We start from the raw sequence: 16012 nt of genomic DNA, 5'->3' as shown, positions 1-16012 counted from the left end.
GCCGGCTCACGCCTGTACAACCCAGTGACTGCTGGGCGAGCACATAGCGAGGCTCTCGAAGTATCCGTCCAGAAAGCAGGCAACAAGATGCGGCATCCCAAGCGAACCACCGGTCGGAAGATACGGCTGGCGACGGCGGCCCTGCTGCTGGTGGCCACGACCATGGCGGCGTGCGGCGACGACGGCGGCGACGGCGCCCGGACCGGCGCGCCCAAAGCGCCGGCCACCATCCCCGAGCTCAGCGCGGACCCGCTGACCCTGAGCTTCGTCTGGTTCGAGTGGCCACCCGCGAAAGCGCTGGAGACCTTCGCCAACGAGGAGTACAAGAAGGTCCGGCCGAACGCGACCATCAAGGTCAACACCGTGCCGAACGCGAACTGGCACGACGCGATGTTCACCCAGTTCGCCGCCCGCAAGACCGACTTCGACATCGCGATCCTGGACTCGCAGCACATCGGCGAGGCCGTGACGAACGGCAACATCCTCGACCTCACCGACTTCGTCAAGAACAACATCGAGGTCGAGGCCTACGACCCGTACCTGCTGGCCGCCTATGGTCAGTTCCCTCAGGCCGAGACCGGCCGGCGCGACGAGAACGCCAGCCTGTACGGGCTGCCGCTGCTCGGCGACACCTGGACGATGATCTACCGCAAGGACCTGATCGGCGACCAGCCGCCGCAGACCTGGGACGAGATGATCTCGGCCGCCGAGAAGTGCCAGACCGAGAACCCGGGCGTCAGCGGGCTCGCCTTCCACCAGGCCAACGGCTCCGACGCCGCCGCCGTCACCTACAACACGGTCAACGGCGTCTACGGCGGCAACCTGTGGGACGCCAAGGCGAAGAAAATCGAGGGCGTCCTCAACGACCCGGCCGGCCAGGAGGCGATGGACGTCCTGGTCAAGAAGATGAAGCCGTTGACCGCGAAGGGTTCCGGCAACTGGTTCATCGACGAGGTGAACGCGGCGGTGGCCCAGGGCAAGGCCTGCATCGCGTTCAACTGGATCGCCGCCAGCGGCGGCCTGCTCGACCCGGAACAGTCGACGCTCGGCAAATCGCGGGAGCAGATCCTCGACAAGCTCGGTTTCGCCACCCTGCCCAAGCAGAAGACGGATCTGGTTCCGCTCGGCGGCATGGGGATGCACGTGTCGGCGTACTCCCCCGCGGCGAACCAGGCCGAGGCCCTGAACTTCATGAAGTGGTTCGAGCAGGCCGACATCCAGAAGAAGTGGGCCGCGGCCGGCGGCGTGCCCTCGCGGACGGACGCCATCCAGTCGCCCGAGTTCCTCAATGCCGGGCCGTTCAACAAGGTGTACGCCGATTCGGTGCCCCGGATGCGCGACATGTGGAACGTGCCGGAGTACGCGCGCCTCGTCGATATCGAGAACACCAACGTCAACGCGGCGCTCAACGGGGCCAAGGAGCCGAAGCAGGCCCTCGACGACATCGCCAAGGAACAGCAGGCCGTGCTCGACTCCAGCGGCCGCAAGGGCGGCGGCGGGCTGTGAGTGACCCCGTCGCCCTGAAGACCGACCGTCCCGGGCAGGTGGCAACGCCGATGCCGCCTGCCCGGGGCCGGTCCCCCCGGTTGACCGACCGCCGGCTCGCGGTCCTCTTCATCGCCCCCGCGCTGCTGTTGTTGCTGGCCATGTCGGTGTTCCCGCTGCTGTGGGCGCTGTACCTGTCCTTCACCGACTACTCGGCCACCCGCGGCGGGCCGGCCGCGTTCGTCTGGTTCGGGAACTACACCGCCATCCTGACCTCGGCCCAGGTCCACCAGCGGGCCCTGACGACGCTGATCTACGTGGTCGGCGCGGTCGGCCTGCAGACCGTGCTCGGTTTCACCATCGCCTACCTGATCTCCCGGCGCACGCGGGGGCGAGGGCTGCTGACCACCCTGTTCCTGGTGCCGATGATGCTGTCGCCGGTCGTGGTCGGGCTGTTCTGGCGCTTCATGCTCGACGCGCAGTTCGGCGTGGTCAACAGCCTGCTCGGCTCGCTCGGCCTGGAGCCGGTGGAGTGGCTGACCCGGCAGCGGACGGCGTTGATCTCTCTGATCGTGGTCGACACCTGGCAGTGGACGCCGTTCATCATGCTCATCGCCCTGGCCGGGCTGACCGCGGTGCCCAGGTACCTGTACGAGGCCGCCTCGATCGACCGGGCGTCCGAGTGGTTCCGGTTCCGCACCATCACCCTGCCGCTGGTGTGGCCGCTGCTGCTCATCGCTGTGCTGTTCCGGGCCATCGAGGCGTTCCGGCTGTTCGACCTCGTCTACATCCTCACCAGCGGTGGTCCCGGGGTCTCGACCGAGACGTTGTCGTTCCACGTCTACAAGGTCGCGTTCCTCGGCTTCAACACCGGGACGGCCTCGGCGTACGGAATTCTCATGGTCCTCGTCGTCATCGTCCTCACGCAGCTCTACCTGCGGTACCTGAACAAGCTCAAGGAGGACTGATGGCCGTGTCCGCCCGCCGGGGCCGCTCGGCGCTGGAGATCGTGCTGCTGACCGTGCTGGCCGTCGTGATGCTCTTCCCGGTGCTGTGGATGATCGAGACGTCGCTCAAGGAGAACCGGGACGTCTACGCCGTACCGGCCAAGTTCCTCGACTTCAAGATCACCCTCGACCACTACAGGGACGTGTTCGTCTCGTCCGGCGGCGGCCGCTCGACGCTGTCCACCTCGTTCCTCAACTCCGTCATCGTCGCCGGGGTCTCCACCGTGCTGGCCACCGTGCTCGGCGTCCCGGCGGCGTGGGCCTACTCGCGCTTCGCCCTGAAGGCCAAGAAGGACCAGCTGTTCTTCATCCTGTCCACCCGCTTCATGCCGCCCGTGGTCGTCGTGATCCCGATCTTCCTGATGTACCGCCAGGTCGGGCTCATCGACAGCGCGCTCGGCCTGATCCTCATCTACACCGCGTTCAACGTCCCGTTCACGATCTGGATGATGAAGGGCTTCGTCGACGAGGTGCCCGCGGAGTACGAGGACGCCGCCATGCTCGACGGCTACACCCGCTTGCAGGCGTTCCGGAAGTTCACTCTGCCCCTGCTCGTGCCCGGCATCGCCGCCACCGCGGTGTTCGCCCTCATCTTCTCGTGGAACGAGTTCGTGTTCGCCATCTTCCTCACCTCCAGCGACGACGTGCGGACGGCCCCACCGGCCATCGCCGGCCTCATCGGTGGCACCACTGTGGACTGGGGACTCGTGGCGGCCTCGTCGGTGGTGTTCGCACTGCCGGTGCTCGTCTTCGCCTACCTGGTGCGCAAGCACCTCGTCGCCGGTGTGACCCTCGGGGCGGTGCGACGCTGATGGCCGGCATCGAGGTCACCGCGCTGCACAAGCGCTACCCGGACGGCACGGTCGCGGTCGAACACGTCGACCTGTCCATCGCCGACGGCGAGCTGTTCGTGATGCTCGGGCCCTCGGGGTGCGGCAAGACGACCACGCTGCGGGCCGTCGCCGGCCTGGAGCGGCAGACGACGGGCGACATCCGCATCGGCGAGACGCTGGTCAACGATCTGCCGCCGGCCGAGCGCGACATCGCCATGGTGTTCCAGTTCTACGCGCTCTACCCGCACCTGCGGACCCGCGACAACCTGGCCTTTCCGCTCCGGGCCGAGGGACTGCCCAAGCGGGAGGTGCAGGAACGGGTCGACGAGGCGGCCCGGCTGATGCGGCTGGCCCCGCTGCTGAACCGGCGGCCGCGCCAGCTGTCCGGCGGGGAGCAGCAGCGCGTCGCCCTCGCCCGCGCCCTGGTGCGACGGCCGCGCGCCTTCCTCATGGACGAACCCCTCACCAATCTGGACGCGGAACTGCGGGCGGACATGCGTACCGAGATCAAACACCTGCAGGGCGAGCTGGGAACGACGATGGTGTACGTCACCCACGACCAGGTCGAGGCCATGTCACTCGGGCACCGGATCGCCATCCTCAACAAAGGGCGCGTCGAGCAGGTCGGCACCCCGCTGGAGGTCTACGACCGCCCGGCCAGCCTGTTCTGCGCCGCGTTCATCGGCTCCCCGCCGATGAACCTGATCGAGGTCGAGGTGGCCGACGGGAAGCTGCGCGGCCAGGGCGGACTGGCCCTCGCGCCGCCACCGGGCCTGCCCCGCGACCGGCGCCTGGTCGCGGGCGTCCGGCCGGAGGCGCTGGAGGTGGCGGAACCGGGGGCGGACAGCTCCGTCCCGGCCCGCGTCGTCTCGGCCGAGTGGCTGGGCGACGAAATCATCTACGTGGTCGACCACGGCGGTGCGCGCGACGTCCGGGTGCGGATGCCCGCGACCGTCCGGTTCGACACCGACGCCAGGGTCGGGCTGCGGCACACCGGCCGGGCCCCGGCCGTCTACGACGTGCGTACGGAAGAGCTGGTGGCCTGATGGGAACCGTGACAGCACACGGGCTGAGCAAGTCCTTCGGCAAGGTCCAGGCCCTGGACGGGGTGACCCTCGACGTGCCCGACGGCTCGTTCTTCGTCGTGCTCGGGCCGTCCGGGGCCGGCAAGACGACCACCCTGCGCGCGATCGCCGGCCTCGAGAAGCTGGACGCCGGGTCGGTGCATCTGGACGGCCGGGACGCGACCGGCGACACCCCGGCCGCGCGCGATCTGGCCATGGTCTTCCAGAGCTACGCCCTCTACCCGCGCCGCACGGCGTACGAGAACATCGCCTCACCGCTGCGGGCCCGCCGCTGCTCGCCGGGCGAGATCGCCGCGGCCGTCGAACGGGTCTCGAGCCTGCTGCACATCGACCGGCTGCTGCAGCGCCGTCCCGCGCAGTTGTCGGGCGGCGAGATGCAGCGGGTGGCCCTGGCCCGGGCGCTGGTCCGCAGTCCGCGCGCGTTCCTCATGGACGAGCCGCTGACCAACCTCGACCTCAAGCTCCGGGTCGAGATGCGCACCGAGCTCACCCGCATCCACCGCAGCCTCGGCGCGACCTTCGTCTACGTGACCAACGACCAGGTCGAGGCGCTGTCCATGGCCGACCAGGTGGCCATTCTCAAGGAAGGAAGGGTGCAACAGGTCGGAACGCCGACCGAGGTGTACGAGCGCCCGGCCAACCAGTGGGTCGCGAGCTTCGTCGGAAGCCCGCCGATCAGCCTGCTCGCCTGCCGTGCCGAGGGCGACCGTCTGGTCGGCGCGGAGGGCTGGTCGCTGCCGCGGCCGCGCTGGACCACGGCCGAGGACGGTCGCTCGCTGCTGCTGGGCGTCCGCGCCGAGGACCTCTCGGTCGAGCAGCGGGGGGCCGCGTCCCTGCCGGGCGAGCTCTACGGGCTCGAACCGCTCGGTGACCGGACGGTGGTCGACGTCCGCGTGGGCACGGAGATCCTCAAGGTCAAGGCCCGGCCGACCGTCACCGGCACGCCGGGCGAACGGCTGGTCGTCTCGGTCGACCTGGACCGGGCCCACCTGTTCGACGCGGGCACCGGGCTGTCGCTCGCCGCGGCCGGGCGGTGATCGCGTGAACGTCCTGCTTCCCGAATACTGCCGGCTCCGGATCGGCGACGCCTGGCGCGACGCCGCGACCGGAGCCACCTTCGCCGTCGAGGACCCGGCCACCGGCAGGACCATCGCCGAGGTCGCGGACGCCGGCGTGGCCGACGGGCTCGCCGCGCTGGACGCGGCGAGCGCGGCGATGGCGCAGTGGGCGGCGACTCCGCCGCGGAAACGATCGGAGTTGCTGACCGCGACGTACCGGGCCCTGACCGAGCGCGCCGACGAGGTGGCCCGGCTGATCACCCTCGAGATGGGCAAGCCGCTGGCCGAGGCCCGGGCCGAGGTGGCGTACGGCGCCGAGTTCTTCCGCTGGTTCGCCGAGGAGGCGGTGCGCGTCGAGGGGCGCTACAACACGGCTCCCCACGGCGGATACCGCATCCTCACCGTGCCCAAGCCGGTCGGGCCGTGCGTCTTCGTGACGCCGTGGAACTTCCCGCTGGCCATGGGCGCCCGCAAGATCGCTCCGGCATTGGCCGCGGGTTGCACGACGATCACCAAGCCGGCCGCCCAGACGCCCCTGACCATGCTGCTGCTGGCCCGCATCATGGAAGAGGTGGGCGTGCCCCCGGGCGTCGTCAACGTGGTGACCACCAAGCGGTCCGGCGACGTGGTCTCGGCCCTGCTGGCCGACCGCCGCACCCGCAAGCTCTCGTTCACCGGGTCGACCGAGGTCGGGCGGGTGCTGCTGCGCCAGGCGGCGGACAACGTGTTGCGCGCCTCGATGGAGCTGGGCGGCAACGCGGCCCTGATCGTGTGCGCCGACGCCGACCTGGACGGGGCGGTCGACGGGGCCATGGTGGCCAAGATGCGCAACATCGGGGAGTCCTGCATCGCGGCCAACCGGATCTACGTCGAGGAGCCGGTGCGCGAGGAGTTCACGGCCCGCTTCGCCGCGCGGATGGGCGCGCTCGCGATGGGCCATGGCCTCGACGACGGTGTGCAGGTCGGAGCGCTGATCGACAAGGCCGCGGTCGCCCGGATCGACGAGCTCGTGGCCGATGCGGTCGCTCGCGGCGCCCGCGTCCTGGTGGGCGGCGAGCGTCCGGCCGGGCCGGGACACTTCTACCCGCCCACGGTCCTCGTCGACGTGCCCGGCGAGGCGCGGATGCTGCGGACGGAGATCTTCGGGCCGGTGGCGCCGATCATCTCGTTCACCGCCGACGACGAGGTGCTGGCCCAGGCCAACGACACCGAGTACGGCCTGGTCGCGTACGTCTTCACCCGCGACCTCCAACGGGCGCTGCGATTCGCCGAGGGCCTGGACACGGGAATGCTCGGCATCAACCGGGGCCTGATCTCCGATCCGTCGGCCCCGTTCGGCGGCGTGAAGCAGTCCGGCCTCGGCAAGGAGGGGTCGCACGAGGGCATCGGTGAATACCTCGACCTCACGTACGCCGCGATCGACCTACCGTGACCCCGGAGAGGCCCTGACATGCTCGAGACTGTCCGCGGACCACGCCAGCTGATCGTCGGCGAAGGTGTCGCCCAGAACATCCCCCGGGTGGTGGCCGAGAGCGGCTCGCGGGTCCTGATCGTCACCGACCGGGTGCTGCTGGGGCAGCCGGCCGTGGCCGAGATCGTGGCCGCCGTACGGGGAAGGGTCGAGGTGTTCTCCGACGCGACTCCCGACGTGCCACTCACCGATGTCGACCTGGCCGTCGCGGCCGCCGCGGCGGTGGACGCCGACGTGATCCTCGCCGTCGGGGGTGGCACGGTGATCGACCTGGCCAAGATCGTCGGCGTCATCCGGCGCCACGGCGGGAGCCCGCGCGACTACTACGGCGAGTCGAGGGTGCCCGGGCCGACGATTCCTCTCATCGCGGTCCCGACGACTTCCGGCACCGGCTCCGAGCTCACCCCCGTCTCGGTGCTGACCGACCCCGACCGCGAGCTGAAGGTCGGCGTCTCCAGCGTGCACATCGTGCCCGACTTCGCCATCGTCGACCCCGAGCTCACCTACACCTGCCCGGCCGGCGTCACCGCCCACTCCGGCATCGACGCGTTCTGTCACGCGGTCGAGAGTTACACCGCCCGGCCCCGGCCCCACGGTCCGCGCGACCCGGTGGAGCAGGTCTTCCTCGGCCGCAACCCGATCACCGACCACTACGCGCTGCGGGCCGCGGAACGGATCGCCCGGAGCTTGCGCCGCGCTGTCCTGGACGGCGGGGACAAGGACGCCCGGGCGGACATGTCGTACGGGTCCATGCTCGCGGGGATCGCCTTCTCGCACGCGGGCAACGCGGCGCCGCACGCGCTGCAGTACCCCATCGGCGCGGCCACGCACACGCCGCACGGCCTGGGGGTCGGGCTGCTCCTGCCGTACGCGCTGGACGCGGCCCGGCACGCGATCGGCGACCGGCTGGCCACCCTGGCCGGGGTGTGCGGGCTCGACGTGGCCGGCGCCTCCGAGGCCGAGGCGGCCGACGCGTTCCTCACCTGGCTCGACCGGCTCCTGGCCGACATCGGCATCCCGGCCACCCTGGCCGACATCGGCGTGGCCCGGGCCGACCTCCCCCGCTTCGCCGAGATGGCCGGCGGCGTCACCCGCCTGATCCAGAACCACCCGGGCCCGACCGACACGGCCGGCCTGACCGCGGTCCTCGAAGCCGCCTGGACCGGCGAGCGGACCCGTCCCGTCCTGACGCTCGACTCGGGTCCATCATGAAGACATGTCCTATGAGATCCGGCCGATCGGCGTGGTCGAGTCGACCCTGACCGATCCGGCGAACGCGCCCAAACAGGGGGTGGAAGGGGGGCCCGAGGCCTGGCTGTCCTTCGAGCCCGCCGTGGCCGCGGGTCTGCGGAACCTGGCTGTCGGCGACGACCTGTTCCTGCTGACCTGGCTGCACCTCGCCGACCGGTCCCTGCTGGCCGTCCACCCGCGCGACGATCCGGCCAACCCGTTGACCGGCGTCTTCAGCACCCGGTCGGCCGACCGGCCCAATCCGGTCGGCCTGCACCGGGTGCGGGTGCTCGAGGTCGACGGTCTGCGGCTGCGGGTGGCCGACCTCGAGGCGGTCGACGGCACCCCGATCGTCGACGTGAAGCCGGCCCTGGGCGTGACCCGCTAGCCGGTACCCTGGCGCCATGCCCCGGTGGGAACACGGCAGCGAGGAGCGGTTGAAGCAGGCCGCCATGGACCTGTTCGCCGAGCAGGGGTTCGAGGCGACCAGCGCCGTCCAGATCGCCGAGCGGGCCGGCGTGACCACCCGTACCTTCTTCCGGTACTTCCCGGACAAGGAAGAGATCCTTTTCGCCGACGCGAATGCGCTCAACGAGGCGCTCGTCGATGAGCTTTCGCGGTCGGCGGACCTCGCGGAGCCCCTGCGAGCGGTGACCCGGACCCTGGCCCTTCACGATTGGGAGAAACTCGGATCCCGGGAGTCCCTGCGCCGGCGGGACGAGATGATCGCCGCCAACCCCCGGCTGCTGGAGCGAGATCTGATCAAGCAGCAGCAACTGGCTGACGGGTTCCGCGGCGCCCTGCGGCAGCGCGGAATCGACGCCGACACCGCCGACCTCGCGGCCAGTACGGCCGGCCCGGTCTTCCGTACGGCCTACCGGCGGTGGCTGCGAAGCGATGACGACTCCGATCTCGGGACCATCACCGAAGCCGTGCTGGCGCTGCTCGCCTCCCTCACGCCGCGGGCTTGATGTCACGGCGCGACATCAGTGCTACGGTTGATGTCACGCCGCGACATCAGGAGGCTTCCATGGTTCAGATCCCCGTTCCGAGCACGGCCGGGACCCAGACGTTCATGGTCTTCGCGACCCTCCGCGGCGACACGGATCCCGAGGAGTTCAACGCCCTGAGGGAGGACGAGCAAAGGCAGTTGGCGGTGCTGCGTACGCAAGGCAGGGTCGGCGCCCACTACATCTCCCCCGCCCGGCGGGCAACCTTCATCGAGGTCATCGCCGCCGATGAGAAAGAGGCGACGGCGACCCTGGAAACCCTGCCCTTCGCCCGTTTCTTCGAGGCCGACATCTACCCGACCACGCCCGCCGACGCCGCGGAGCTGGCCCACCGCAGACGCCCGTGAGTCAGGAACCGCCCGGCCGGCGTGAGGACCTCGCCCTGCCGGGTCTTGCCCCACGCGATCTGCGAAGACCTCGGCGGTCAGATCCTCCGCCTCGGCCACCTCGCCCCCGCCGAAGGGCAAACCCCATTCACAGTACGGGTGGCGGCCACGCTCGGGGCTGCCGGCCGCACCGCCCGGGCGGTGCGGCGGAATCAGCCGTTGACTTCGAAGTCCAACTCGGCCACGGGGTTGGCGAACTCGCTGACTCGCAGGGACACCTGCATCCGCCAGGTGCCGGGGGCCGGGAGTACGACCGAGGCCGTGTAGTTGCCGGCCGACACCTGCTTCAGGGGGACCTCGCCGAGCCCCGCCCGGTCGGAGGTCAGGCGCACCACGGGCGGCGCGACGCCCTCGGAGCTCAGCTTCAGGGTGATGGTGTTGGTACCGCGCCGGAGGGGTGCCAGGGTTGCCTGCACCTCGATGTCGCCCAAGGTCGTCGTACGAACGCCGGGGTTGGCTTCGGCGGCCGCCCTCGCGGGCGTCGAAGTGCTCTCGGGGCTCGTGTCGACCAGGAAGCCGGTGAGCAGCAGGGCGACGATGAGGATCGCGCCCTCGACCGCGATGGCCCGGAGCACCGGTCGCCGTCGGGGAACGAGCGACCACCTGTTCCAGCCGGCGATGGCGAGAGCGACCGCCACAATGCCGATCTTGACCAGGAGCAGCTGCCCGTAGCTGGTGTCGACGAGCGCGCTCCACGAGCCGAGGATCCGCCAGGCGAGTAGCGAGCCGGTCGCGACCAGGGCCGCGAGGACACCGGCGGCGGCGGTCGAGAACCGGGCGAGGACGTCGGCCGCGGCGCCGCCCCGGCCCGAGAGGCCCGGCAGGGTCAGCGCCAGGCCGACGAGTCCGCCGAGCCAGACGCTGCCCGCGAGCAGGTGCAGCATGTCGGCCCCGATGACCAGGACTTCCGGGGTGGCGGCGCGGGTGTGCCCGACAAACGCGGGGGCCATGACTGCGATCGCGGCGGCGCTGACCGCCGCGCCGCGTCGTCGATTGAGGAGAACCACAGCCAGGGCTGATCCGCCGACGACGGCGGCAGTGACGGCGTACTCGGTCGGAGGCAGTGACGACCAGGCCGAGACCTGGCCGTACAGGTAGAGCAGGGTGAGCGGCAGCATGACGAGCCACGCCACAGCCGCGACTGCGGCGGCGACCCGCGCGCCGGTGACCAAGCGTCGCCGCGGCACGCCGGTGGGCAGGAACAAGGCAACGAACAGTACGAGCCCGGAGGCGAGAAAGAGGCTGACGTAACCCAGCCACCGGGCCAGGGTCAGCGTCCACGGGACCTCCGGGACGCCGGCCGCCGGCGGGGTGACGACGGGGGTGGGCGCGCCGACGGAGAAGGTCAGCGCGCCGCCGACGGGATGCCCGTCGTCCGAGACGACCCGCCACGTGATCACCGTCGTGCCGTTGCCGAGTTGGTCCGGCAGCGCGACTTCGAGTTTCGCGCCTCCGACGGTCGCTGTTGCTTCGACCAGGTCGCCCTGGGGGTCGAAGACCTGGACACCGTCCGGGACGCCCCGCACCGCTTCGTCGAAGGTGAACACGACCTGGTCGGGTGCGGTGGTCAGGACAGCGCCTTCGGCCGGGTCGGCACTGACGAGGTTGGCGTGGGCGTACGCCGGCTCGGAGAGACCGAGCAGCATCACCGCCGATGCCAGCAGCAGGACCAGCAGTCGTCTGATCATGTCGGGCGGCGCTGCCGGAAGAGCGCGATGCCACCGACGACCGCGCCCACGAGGCCTACCACCAGTGCGGCGAGCGTCAGATTGTCGGCCTTCGCCGGCACTGCAGGGGACGTCGGCTTGCTGATGGCTGCATGGTGGTACGAGCCGGCGACCGGCTCGGAGATGGTGAAAGCGGGGGCGGGCAACTCGAGGCCGCCGACGCTCTGCCCGTCCTGCGGAACTTCGGTCCAGGCCGATTCGCCCTGCTCGCAGGTCTGGATGGTGGGGAACGTCAAGGTGGTTCCGTCGGCGTCGGGCAACTGGACGGCAAGTTCGAGGACGTCGCGGTAGCCGTCCGGGAGCGGCGTGTCCGTCATGAAGGCGACCGAGCCGACCCGTTCCACGATCTTGTCGCCCTCAGAGACCTTCTCGGTCCGCTTCTCGACCTTCCACAGCGCGCTCCGGGTGGGCGTCACCGAGGTGATCTGCGGCGGGATCTGAATGGCGATCTTGGTGGTCGGTGAGTCCTCGCAGCCGTGCTCGACGCTGAACCGGAGGACGGCGTGGGCGCCGGCCGCGGTCGTCGACGGGGTCACGGTGACGTGGGCGCTCGCCGGGGAAGCAAAACCGACCACGCCGACGATCACCATGGCGGCCAGAGCCCGGGCTGTTACAACGTGATCGCGCCGCATGGCCAAGATTCGACCAACATATCGAACCGGATGTCAAGTATGTGAACTCAGATCTGGTAGGCGTTGCCACACCCTGGGGTGGCCGGTAGGTTCGTTCACGCTAGTGAACTGGGGTCCAGTTCGTGGACGATATCCGAGAAAGCGGGTCACCATGCCTAACATCACCGTCGAGTTGCTCGCGGGCCGGACCGTCGAGCAGCGCAAGGCCTTCGCCCGCGCCGTGACCGATCACGCCGTCGAGATCCTGGGCGCCCGCCCGCAGGACGTCCGCATGGTCTTCACCGAGATCACCCCGGACACGGTGGCCAACGGCGGGGTGCTGGCCAGCGAGGACGACAGCCGCGCCGGCGTGGTGGCGAAGTTCGCGATGGACTAGCAGCGAGCTCCGGGGCCGGCAACGGCCCCGGAACCCCGTACGGGAAAAAGTCAGCGCACCAAGCGGTTGTCACGCATCGCGGACAAGCGGGCCTTGACGCTCAGCAGCGTCTCGATGATGAAGTCCTCGCGGCCCTGGTCGAGGCGGCTGATCGGGACGGCGACACTCAGCGCGTCGACCGAGCGGTGCGAGAAGGGCAGCGCCACGCCGAAGCAGCGCACCCCCAGGCAGGACTCTTCGCTCTCCTCGGCGTAGCCGACCTGGGCCGCCTTGTCGATGATCGCCAGCAGCTCGTCCCGGTCGGTGATCGTCTGCGACGTGAGCGCCTTGATCTCGTGCGGAACCAGCGGGTCGCGCACCTCGTCGGGCATCTCGGCCAGCATCGCCCGCCCGAGCGCCGTGGTGTACGCGGGAAGACGACGGCCGACCGCCGAATACATGCGCAACGGGTGCTTCGACTCGCGCTTGGCGGTGTAGATGACCGTCGCGCCTTCCATCCGGCCCAGGTGCACCGTCTCTTCGGTGGCGGCCGCGATCTCGTCCATCACGGCGCCGGCCCGCGACAGCACCGGGTCGCCGTCGAGATAGGCGGAACTGACCGTCAGGGTGTGCACGCCGAGCCGGTAGACGCTGCCGGTCTGGTCGGTGTCGAGCCATCCGCGGGCACACATGGTGCGCAGAAGGGCATGCAGGCTGCTCTTCGGGATGCCGAGCCGTTTGGCCAGTTGCAGCTGGGTGCCGGGGCCGTTGGCAGCGATGTCGTCGAGGACGTCGAGGACGCGCGCAGCGGATTTCACCTGCGAGGTGGCGGGGCTGCCGTTGTCCACCGAGGCCTCCTGGGTTCGTTCGGGGATCGCACCACATTACATCACGGTTCACATACAAGGACGGACTTCCACCCCTTGACCTGTGATCGGAGCCATATGTATGGTCGCCCTCAGTTCACGTAGCTGAACGTGGTTCACAAGCGAGGAGAAAGTTTTGATCGAGGTTAGGTACTCCGCATCGCCGTCGAGCGTGGAGACGGCGACGACTGCGGACCTGCGCAAGAACTTCCTCGCGGAGGACCTGTTTCGCGCCGGCGAGGTGCGCGGCGTCTACACCCACGACGACCGGCTGGTCGTCGGCGGCGCGATTCCCGGCGCCGGCCAGCTCGAGCTTCCGGCCTGGGACGTGCTCGGCACGGAATCGCACCTGGCCCGCCGGGAGCTGGGCATCATCAACGTCGGACAGGCCGGCCACGTGCTCGTCGACAACGAGAAGTTCGAGCTCGGCCACCTCGACGGACTGTTCGTCGGCCGGGGCAGCGAGGTGGTCTTCGCGGGCGAGGACGCGGCGTTCTACTTCGTCTCCGCTCCGGCCCACGCGACCTACCCCACCACCCTGCTGACCCACACGGAGATCGAGCCGGTCAAGCTCGGCACGCCGGCCGGCGCGAACGAACGCAGCCTCTACCGCTACGCCTGGGGGCAGGAGCTGCAGACGTCGGTCCTGCAGTTCGGCGTGACCGTCATCGCCGACGGCTCGGTCTGGAACACCTTCCCGCCGCACCTGCACGACCGGCGTACCGAGGTGTATCTGTACGTCGACCTCGACGACAACGACCGCATCTTCCACCTGATGGGCAAGCCCGGCGCCGCCCGTCACCTCACGGTGCGCAACCGCGAGGCCGTCATCTCGCCGCCGTGGTCGATCCACTCGGGCGTCGGCACCGGCCCGTACGCCTTCATCTGGGCCATGGGCGGCGAGAACAACGACTACACGGACCTGAGCCCGGTAGCCCTGGACGACCTGTGAAGTCGCCGTTCGACCTGCACGGTCGCTGCGCCGTGGTGACCGGCGCCGGTCGCGGCCTGGGCCAGGCCATCGCGCTCGGGCTGGCCCGGGCCGGCGCCGACCTCGTCCTGCTGGGTCGCCCAGGCGCTCAGAAATCGACTGAGGGCCAGGTGGCCGATCTCGGCCGTGAGGTGGAGGTCGTCGACCTCGACGTCAGCGATCATGAGGCCCTCGAACGGGTCGCGGCCGAGGTGAACAGCAACCGTCAGGTGGACATCCTGGTGAACAACGCCGGCATCATCGAGCGCGAGGACTCGGTCGACGTGAGCCGCCAGTCCTGGAACCGCGTGCTCGACATCAACCTGAACGGCCTGTTCTTCCTCTGCCAGGCCTTCGGGGGCCCGATGGCCGAGCGGGGCCACGGCAAGATCGTCAACGTCGCCAGCCTGCTCTCCTTCCAGGGCGGCCTGCGGGTGGCGTCGTACGCCGCCGCCAAGCACGGCGTCGCCGGTGTCACCAAGGCCCTGGCCAACGAGTGGGGCCCGCGCGGCGTGCAGGTCAACGCCATCGCGCCCGGCTACATCGCCACCGACAACACGACCGCGCTCCGGGCCGACCCCGACCGGTCCCGCTCGATCCTCGAACGCATCCCCGCCGGCCGCTGGGGAGACGCCTCCGACGTCGCCGGATCCGCTGTCTTCCTGAGCTCGGCCGCCGCCGACTACGTCAACGGCCATGTCCTGGTCGTCGACGGGGGGTGGATGGCCCGCTGACCCGGGCCGCCACCAACCGCCTCTTCCTTTTTCAAGCCACCGAGAACTGAGGAATAGACATGAGAATCAGTACCCGTCCCGCCGCCGCCATAATGTCGTTGTCCCTGGCCGCCGCCGTTCTGTCCGGCTGCAGCACCGAGCAGGCCGGTGGCGGCGGCGACACCGCAGCCGCCGATGGCGCCTGCGAGGCGTCGAAGGTCCGGCTGGTCGGTCAGGTCCGCAACGAGTCGAACCCGTACGAGGCCTCGTGGCTGAACGGCGGCGACACCTTCGCCAAGTCGGTCGGCCTGACCCAGGAGCGCCTCACCTACGGCGGCGACTCCACCAAGCAGCAGGAGCAGATCAGCCAGATCCTGGCCGGCGACACCAAGTGCCTGGTCATGAACGTGCTGCCGAACGGCGACTCGGACACCGCGCCGATCGTCAAGGGCGCCGACCAGGCCGGGGCGTACCTGGTCACGCAGTGGAACAAGCCGGCCGACCTCAAGCCGGCCGACCACAAGACGTGGCTCAGCCACATCACGTACAACGGCGAGGAGTCCGGCCAGCAGATCGGTGACGCCCTCGCCGAGAAGATCGGCTCCGGCGGCATCATCGCGCTCCAGGGTGTGCTCGACACGGCGGCGGCCAAGGACCGGTTCAAGGGTCTCCAGGCGTCACTCGCCAAGAACCCGGACATGAAGCTGCTGGACCAGCAGGCGGCCAACTTCTCGCGGGCCGAGGCGCTGACGGTCACCAAGACCCTGCTGGCCAAGCACGGCGACAAGGTCAAGGGAATCTGGGCCGCCAACGACGACATGGCGCTCGGCGCTCTGGAGGCGCTCCAGCAGGCCGGCAAGTCCGGCAAGGTGGCGGTGGCCGGCATCGACGCGGTCCCGGACGCGGTCGCGGCCATCCAGAAGGGCGACATGACCGCCACCGTCTCCAGCGACGGCGCCTGGCAGGGCGCGATCGGCCTGGCCATCGGTTTCTGCTACGCCACCGGCAAGCTGAAGGTGGCCGACACCGCCGCCGACAACCGGGCGTTCTTCGCCAAGCAGTTCCTCATCACCCAGGAGAACGCGGCCGAGTTCGCCCAGCCGAAGACCGACCCGGCCGACTTCGAGTGCGGCAACGTCTTCAACCGTAAGGTCGGGCCCCTGACGTGACAGTGACATCCGAGG

The 16012-nt window shown here is 69.9% G+C and carries 17 protein-coding genes; 14 read left to right on the top strand and 3 right to left on the bottom strand.

From position 1 onward, the window contains the following. The first annotated feature begins 87 nt into the window (after positions 1-87). The 10 genes from M1L60_RS37010 to M1L60_RS36965 all read left to right on the top strand — a co-directional run bounded on the left by M1L60_RS37010 (position 88) and on the right by M1L60_RS36965 (position 9526). Positions 88-1506, top strand: a complete 1419-nt coding sequence (locus M1L60_RS37010) for an extracellular solute-binding protein (protein ID WP_253242228.1) — start codon at positions 88-90, stop codon at positions 1504-1506. Beyond that, on the top strand, positions 1503-2453 hold the full coding sequence (locus M1L60_RS37005) for a carbohydrate ABC transporter permease (RefSeq protein WP_253242227.1): 951 nt from the start codon (positions 1503-1505) through the stop codon (positions 2451-2453). Before M1L60_RS37010 ends, M1L60_RS37005 begins: the two co-directional genes overlap by 4 nt. Then, positions 2453-3304: a carbohydrate ABC transporter permease gene (locus tag M1L60_RS37000; RefSeq protein ID WP_253242226.1), complete on the top strand. Its 852-nt coding sequence runs from the start codon at positions 2453-2455 to the stop codon at positions 3302-3304. The genes M1L60_RS37005 and M1L60_RS37000 overlap by 1 nt, the downstream gene beginning before the upstream one ends. Further along, entirely contained in the window at positions 3304-4371 is a 1068-nt protein-coding gene (locus tag M1L60_RS36995; protein ID WP_253242225.1) for an ABC transporter ATP-binding protein, read from the top strand. The genes M1L60_RS37000 and M1L60_RS36995 overlap by 1 nt, the downstream gene beginning before the upstream one ends. Further along, positions 4371-5447: an ABC transporter ATP-binding protein gene (locus M1L60_RS36990; RefSeq protein WP_253242224.1), complete on the top strand. Its 1077-nt coding sequence runs from the start codon at positions 4371-4373 to the stop codon at positions 5445-5447. Before M1L60_RS36995 ends, M1L60_RS36990 begins: the two co-directional genes overlap by 1 nt. A 13-nt stretch (positions 5448-5460) precedes the next feature. Then, positions 5461-6900: an NAD-dependent succinate-semialdehyde dehydrogenase gene (locus M1L60_RS36985; protein ID WP_253242305.1), complete on the top strand. Its 1440-nt coding sequence runs from the start codon at positions 5461-5463 to the stop codon at positions 6898-6900. Positions 6901-6918: 18 nt separating this feature from the next. After that, positions 6919-8151 (top strand): iron-containing alcohol dehydrogenase, encoded by a 1233-nt coding sequence (locus M1L60_RS36980; RefSeq protein WP_253242223.1) that lies wholly within the window; start codon positions 6919-6921, stop codon positions 8149-8151. A 4-nt stretch (positions 8152-8155) separates the two neighbouring features. After that, the gene (gene tsaA, locus M1L60_RS36975; protein ID WP_253242222.1) at positions 8156-8557 is read left to right on the top strand and encodes a tRNA (N6-threonylcarbamoyladenosine(37)-N6)-methyltransferase TrmO; all 402 of its coding nucleotides are present in this window, start codon (positions 8156-8158) and stop codon (positions 8555-8557) included. 64 nt (positions 8558-8621) lie between these two features. Next, a complete protein-coding gene (locus tag M1L60_RS36970; protein WP_253242221.1) occupies positions 8622-9140 on the top strand; it encodes a TetR family transcriptional regulator in 519 nt (172 codons plus the stop codon). A 59-nt stretch (positions 9141-9199) separates the two neighbouring features. Then, a complete protein-coding gene (locus M1L60_RS36965) occupies positions 9200-9526 on the top strand; it encodes a muconolactone Delta-isomerase family protein (RefSeq protein ID WP_253242220.1) in 327 nt (108 codons plus the stop codon). Between the two features lie 191 nt (positions 9527-9717). Here the strand turns inward: M1L60_RS36965 and M1L60_RS36960 are convergent, their stop codons facing one another. Together M1L60_RS36960 and M1L60_RS36955 are read right to left on the bottom strand one after the other, a co-directional pair. After that, positions 9718-11253, bottom strand: coding sequence for a copper resistance CopC/CopD family protein (locus M1L60_RS36960; RefSeq protein WP_253242219.1), 1536 nt, complete (start codon positions 11251-11253; stop codon positions 9718-9720). Next, entirely contained in the window at positions 11250-11924 is a 675-nt protein-coding gene (locus M1L60_RS36955) for a YcnI family copper-binding membrane protein (RefSeq protein ID WP_253242218.1), read from the bottom strand. The genes M1L60_RS36960 and M1L60_RS36955 overlap by 4 nt, the downstream gene beginning before the upstream one ends. A 151-nt stretch (positions 11925-12075) precedes the next feature. Here M1L60_RS36955 and M1L60_RS36950 point away from each other — a divergent pair, with 151 nt between their 5' ends. Next, entirely contained in the window at positions 12076-12300 is a 225-nt protein-coding gene (locus M1L60_RS36950) for a tautomerase family protein (RefSeq protein ID WP_253242217.1), read from the top strand. Between the two features lie 50 nt (positions 12301-12350). Here the strand turns inward: M1L60_RS36950 and M1L60_RS48080 are convergent, their stop codons facing one another. Continuing rightward, positions 12351-13127 carry an IclR family transcriptional regulator gene (locus M1L60_RS48080; RefSeq protein WP_253242216.1) on the bottom strand — a complete coding sequence of 259 codons (777 nt, stop codon included), beginning with the start codon at positions 13125-13127 and terminating at the stop codon, positions 12351-12353. Between the two features lie 190 nt (positions 13128-13317). Between M1L60_RS48080 and kduI the strand changes: the two genes are divergently transcribed. Genes kduI through M1L60_RS36930 form a run of 3 tightly spaced genes read left to right on the top strand, consistent with a single transcriptional unit; the run spans position 13318 to position 15997 of the window. Further along, entirely contained in the window at positions 13318-14097 is a 780-nt protein-coding gene (kduI, locus tag M1L60_RS36940) for a 5-dehydro-4-deoxy-D-glucuronate isomerase (protein ID WP_253242215.1), read from the top strand. Beyond that, entirely contained in the window at positions 14094-14849 is a 756-nt protein-coding gene (gene kduD, locus M1L60_RS36935; RefSeq protein WP_253242214.1) for a 2-dehydro-3-deoxy-D-gluconate 5-dehydrogenase KduD, read from the top strand. Before kduI ends, kduD begins: the two co-directional genes overlap by 4 nt. 59 nt (positions 14850-14908) lie before the next feature. Further along, on the top strand, positions 14909-15997 hold the full coding sequence (locus M1L60_RS36930; RefSeq protein ID WP_253242213.1) for a sugar ABC transporter substrate-binding protein: 1089 nt from the start codon (positions 14909-14911) through the stop codon (positions 15995-15997). Positions 15998-16012 lie beyond the last annotated feature (15 nt).

Origin of the sequence: Paractinoplanes aksuensis (assembly GCF_024137025.1) — a bacterium.
Classification (GTDB): Bacteria; Actinomycetota; Actinomycetes; order Mycobacteriales; family Micromonosporaceae; genus Actinoplanes; species Actinoplanes aksuensis.
This window is presented reverse-complemented; position numbering and strand designations above follow the sequence as displayed.

What these genes read in the sequence shown, in the direction of transcription:
- M1L60_RS36965 (WP_253242220.1), top strand. Translation starts at nt 9,200, where the DNA reads ATGGTTCAGATCCCCGTTCCGAGCACGGCCGGGACCCAGACGTTCATG.
- M1L60_RS36950 (WP_253242217.1), top strand. Translation starts at nt 12,076, where the DNA reads ATGCCTAACATCACCGTCGAGTTGCTCGCGGGCCGGACCGTCGAGCAG.
- M1L60_RS36955 (WP_253242218.1), bottom strand. Translation starts at nt 11,924, where the DNA reads ATGCGGCGCGATCACGTTGTAACAGCCCGGGCTCTGGCCGCCATGGTG.
- M1L60_RS36990 (WP_253242224.1), top strand. Translation starts at nt 4,371, where the DNA reads ATGGGAACCGTGACAGCACACGGGCTGAGCAAGTCCTTCGGCAAGGTC.
- M1L60_RS36970 (WP_253242221.1), top strand. Translation starts at nt 8,622, where the DNA reads ATGGACCTGTTCGCCGAGCAGGGGTTCGAGGCGACCAGCGCCGTCCAG.
- M1L60_RS36980 (WP_253242223.1), top strand. Translation starts at nt 6,919, where the DNA reads ATGCTCGAGACTGTCCGCGGACCACGCCAGCTGATCGTCGGCGAAGGT.
- tsaA (WP_253242222.1), top strand. Translation starts at nt 8,156, where the DNA reads ATGTCCTATGAGATCCGGCCGATCGGCGTGGTCGAGTCGACCCTGACC.
- M1L60_RS36960 (WP_253242219.1), bottom strand. Translation starts at nt 11,253, where the DNA reads ATGATCAGACGACTGCTGGTCCTGCTGCTGGCATCGGCGGTGATGCTG.
- M1L60_RS37010 (WP_253242228.1), top strand. Translation starts at nt 88, where the DNA reads ATGCGGCATCCCAAGCGAACCACCGGTCGGAAGATACGGCTGGCGACG.
- M1L60_RS36995 (WP_253242225.1), top strand. Translation starts at nt 3,304, where the DNA reads ATGGCCGGCATCGAGGTCACCGCGCTGCACAAGCGCTACCCGGACGGC.
- M1L60_RS36930 (WP_253242213.1), top strand. Translation starts at nt 14,909, where the DNA reads ATGAGAATCAGTACCCGTCCCGCCGCCGCCATAATGTCGTTGTCCCTG.
- M1L60_RS37000 (WP_253242226.1), top strand. Translation starts at nt 2,453, where the DNA reads ATGGCCGTGTCCGCCCGCCGGGGCCGCTCGGCGCTGGAGATCGTGCTG.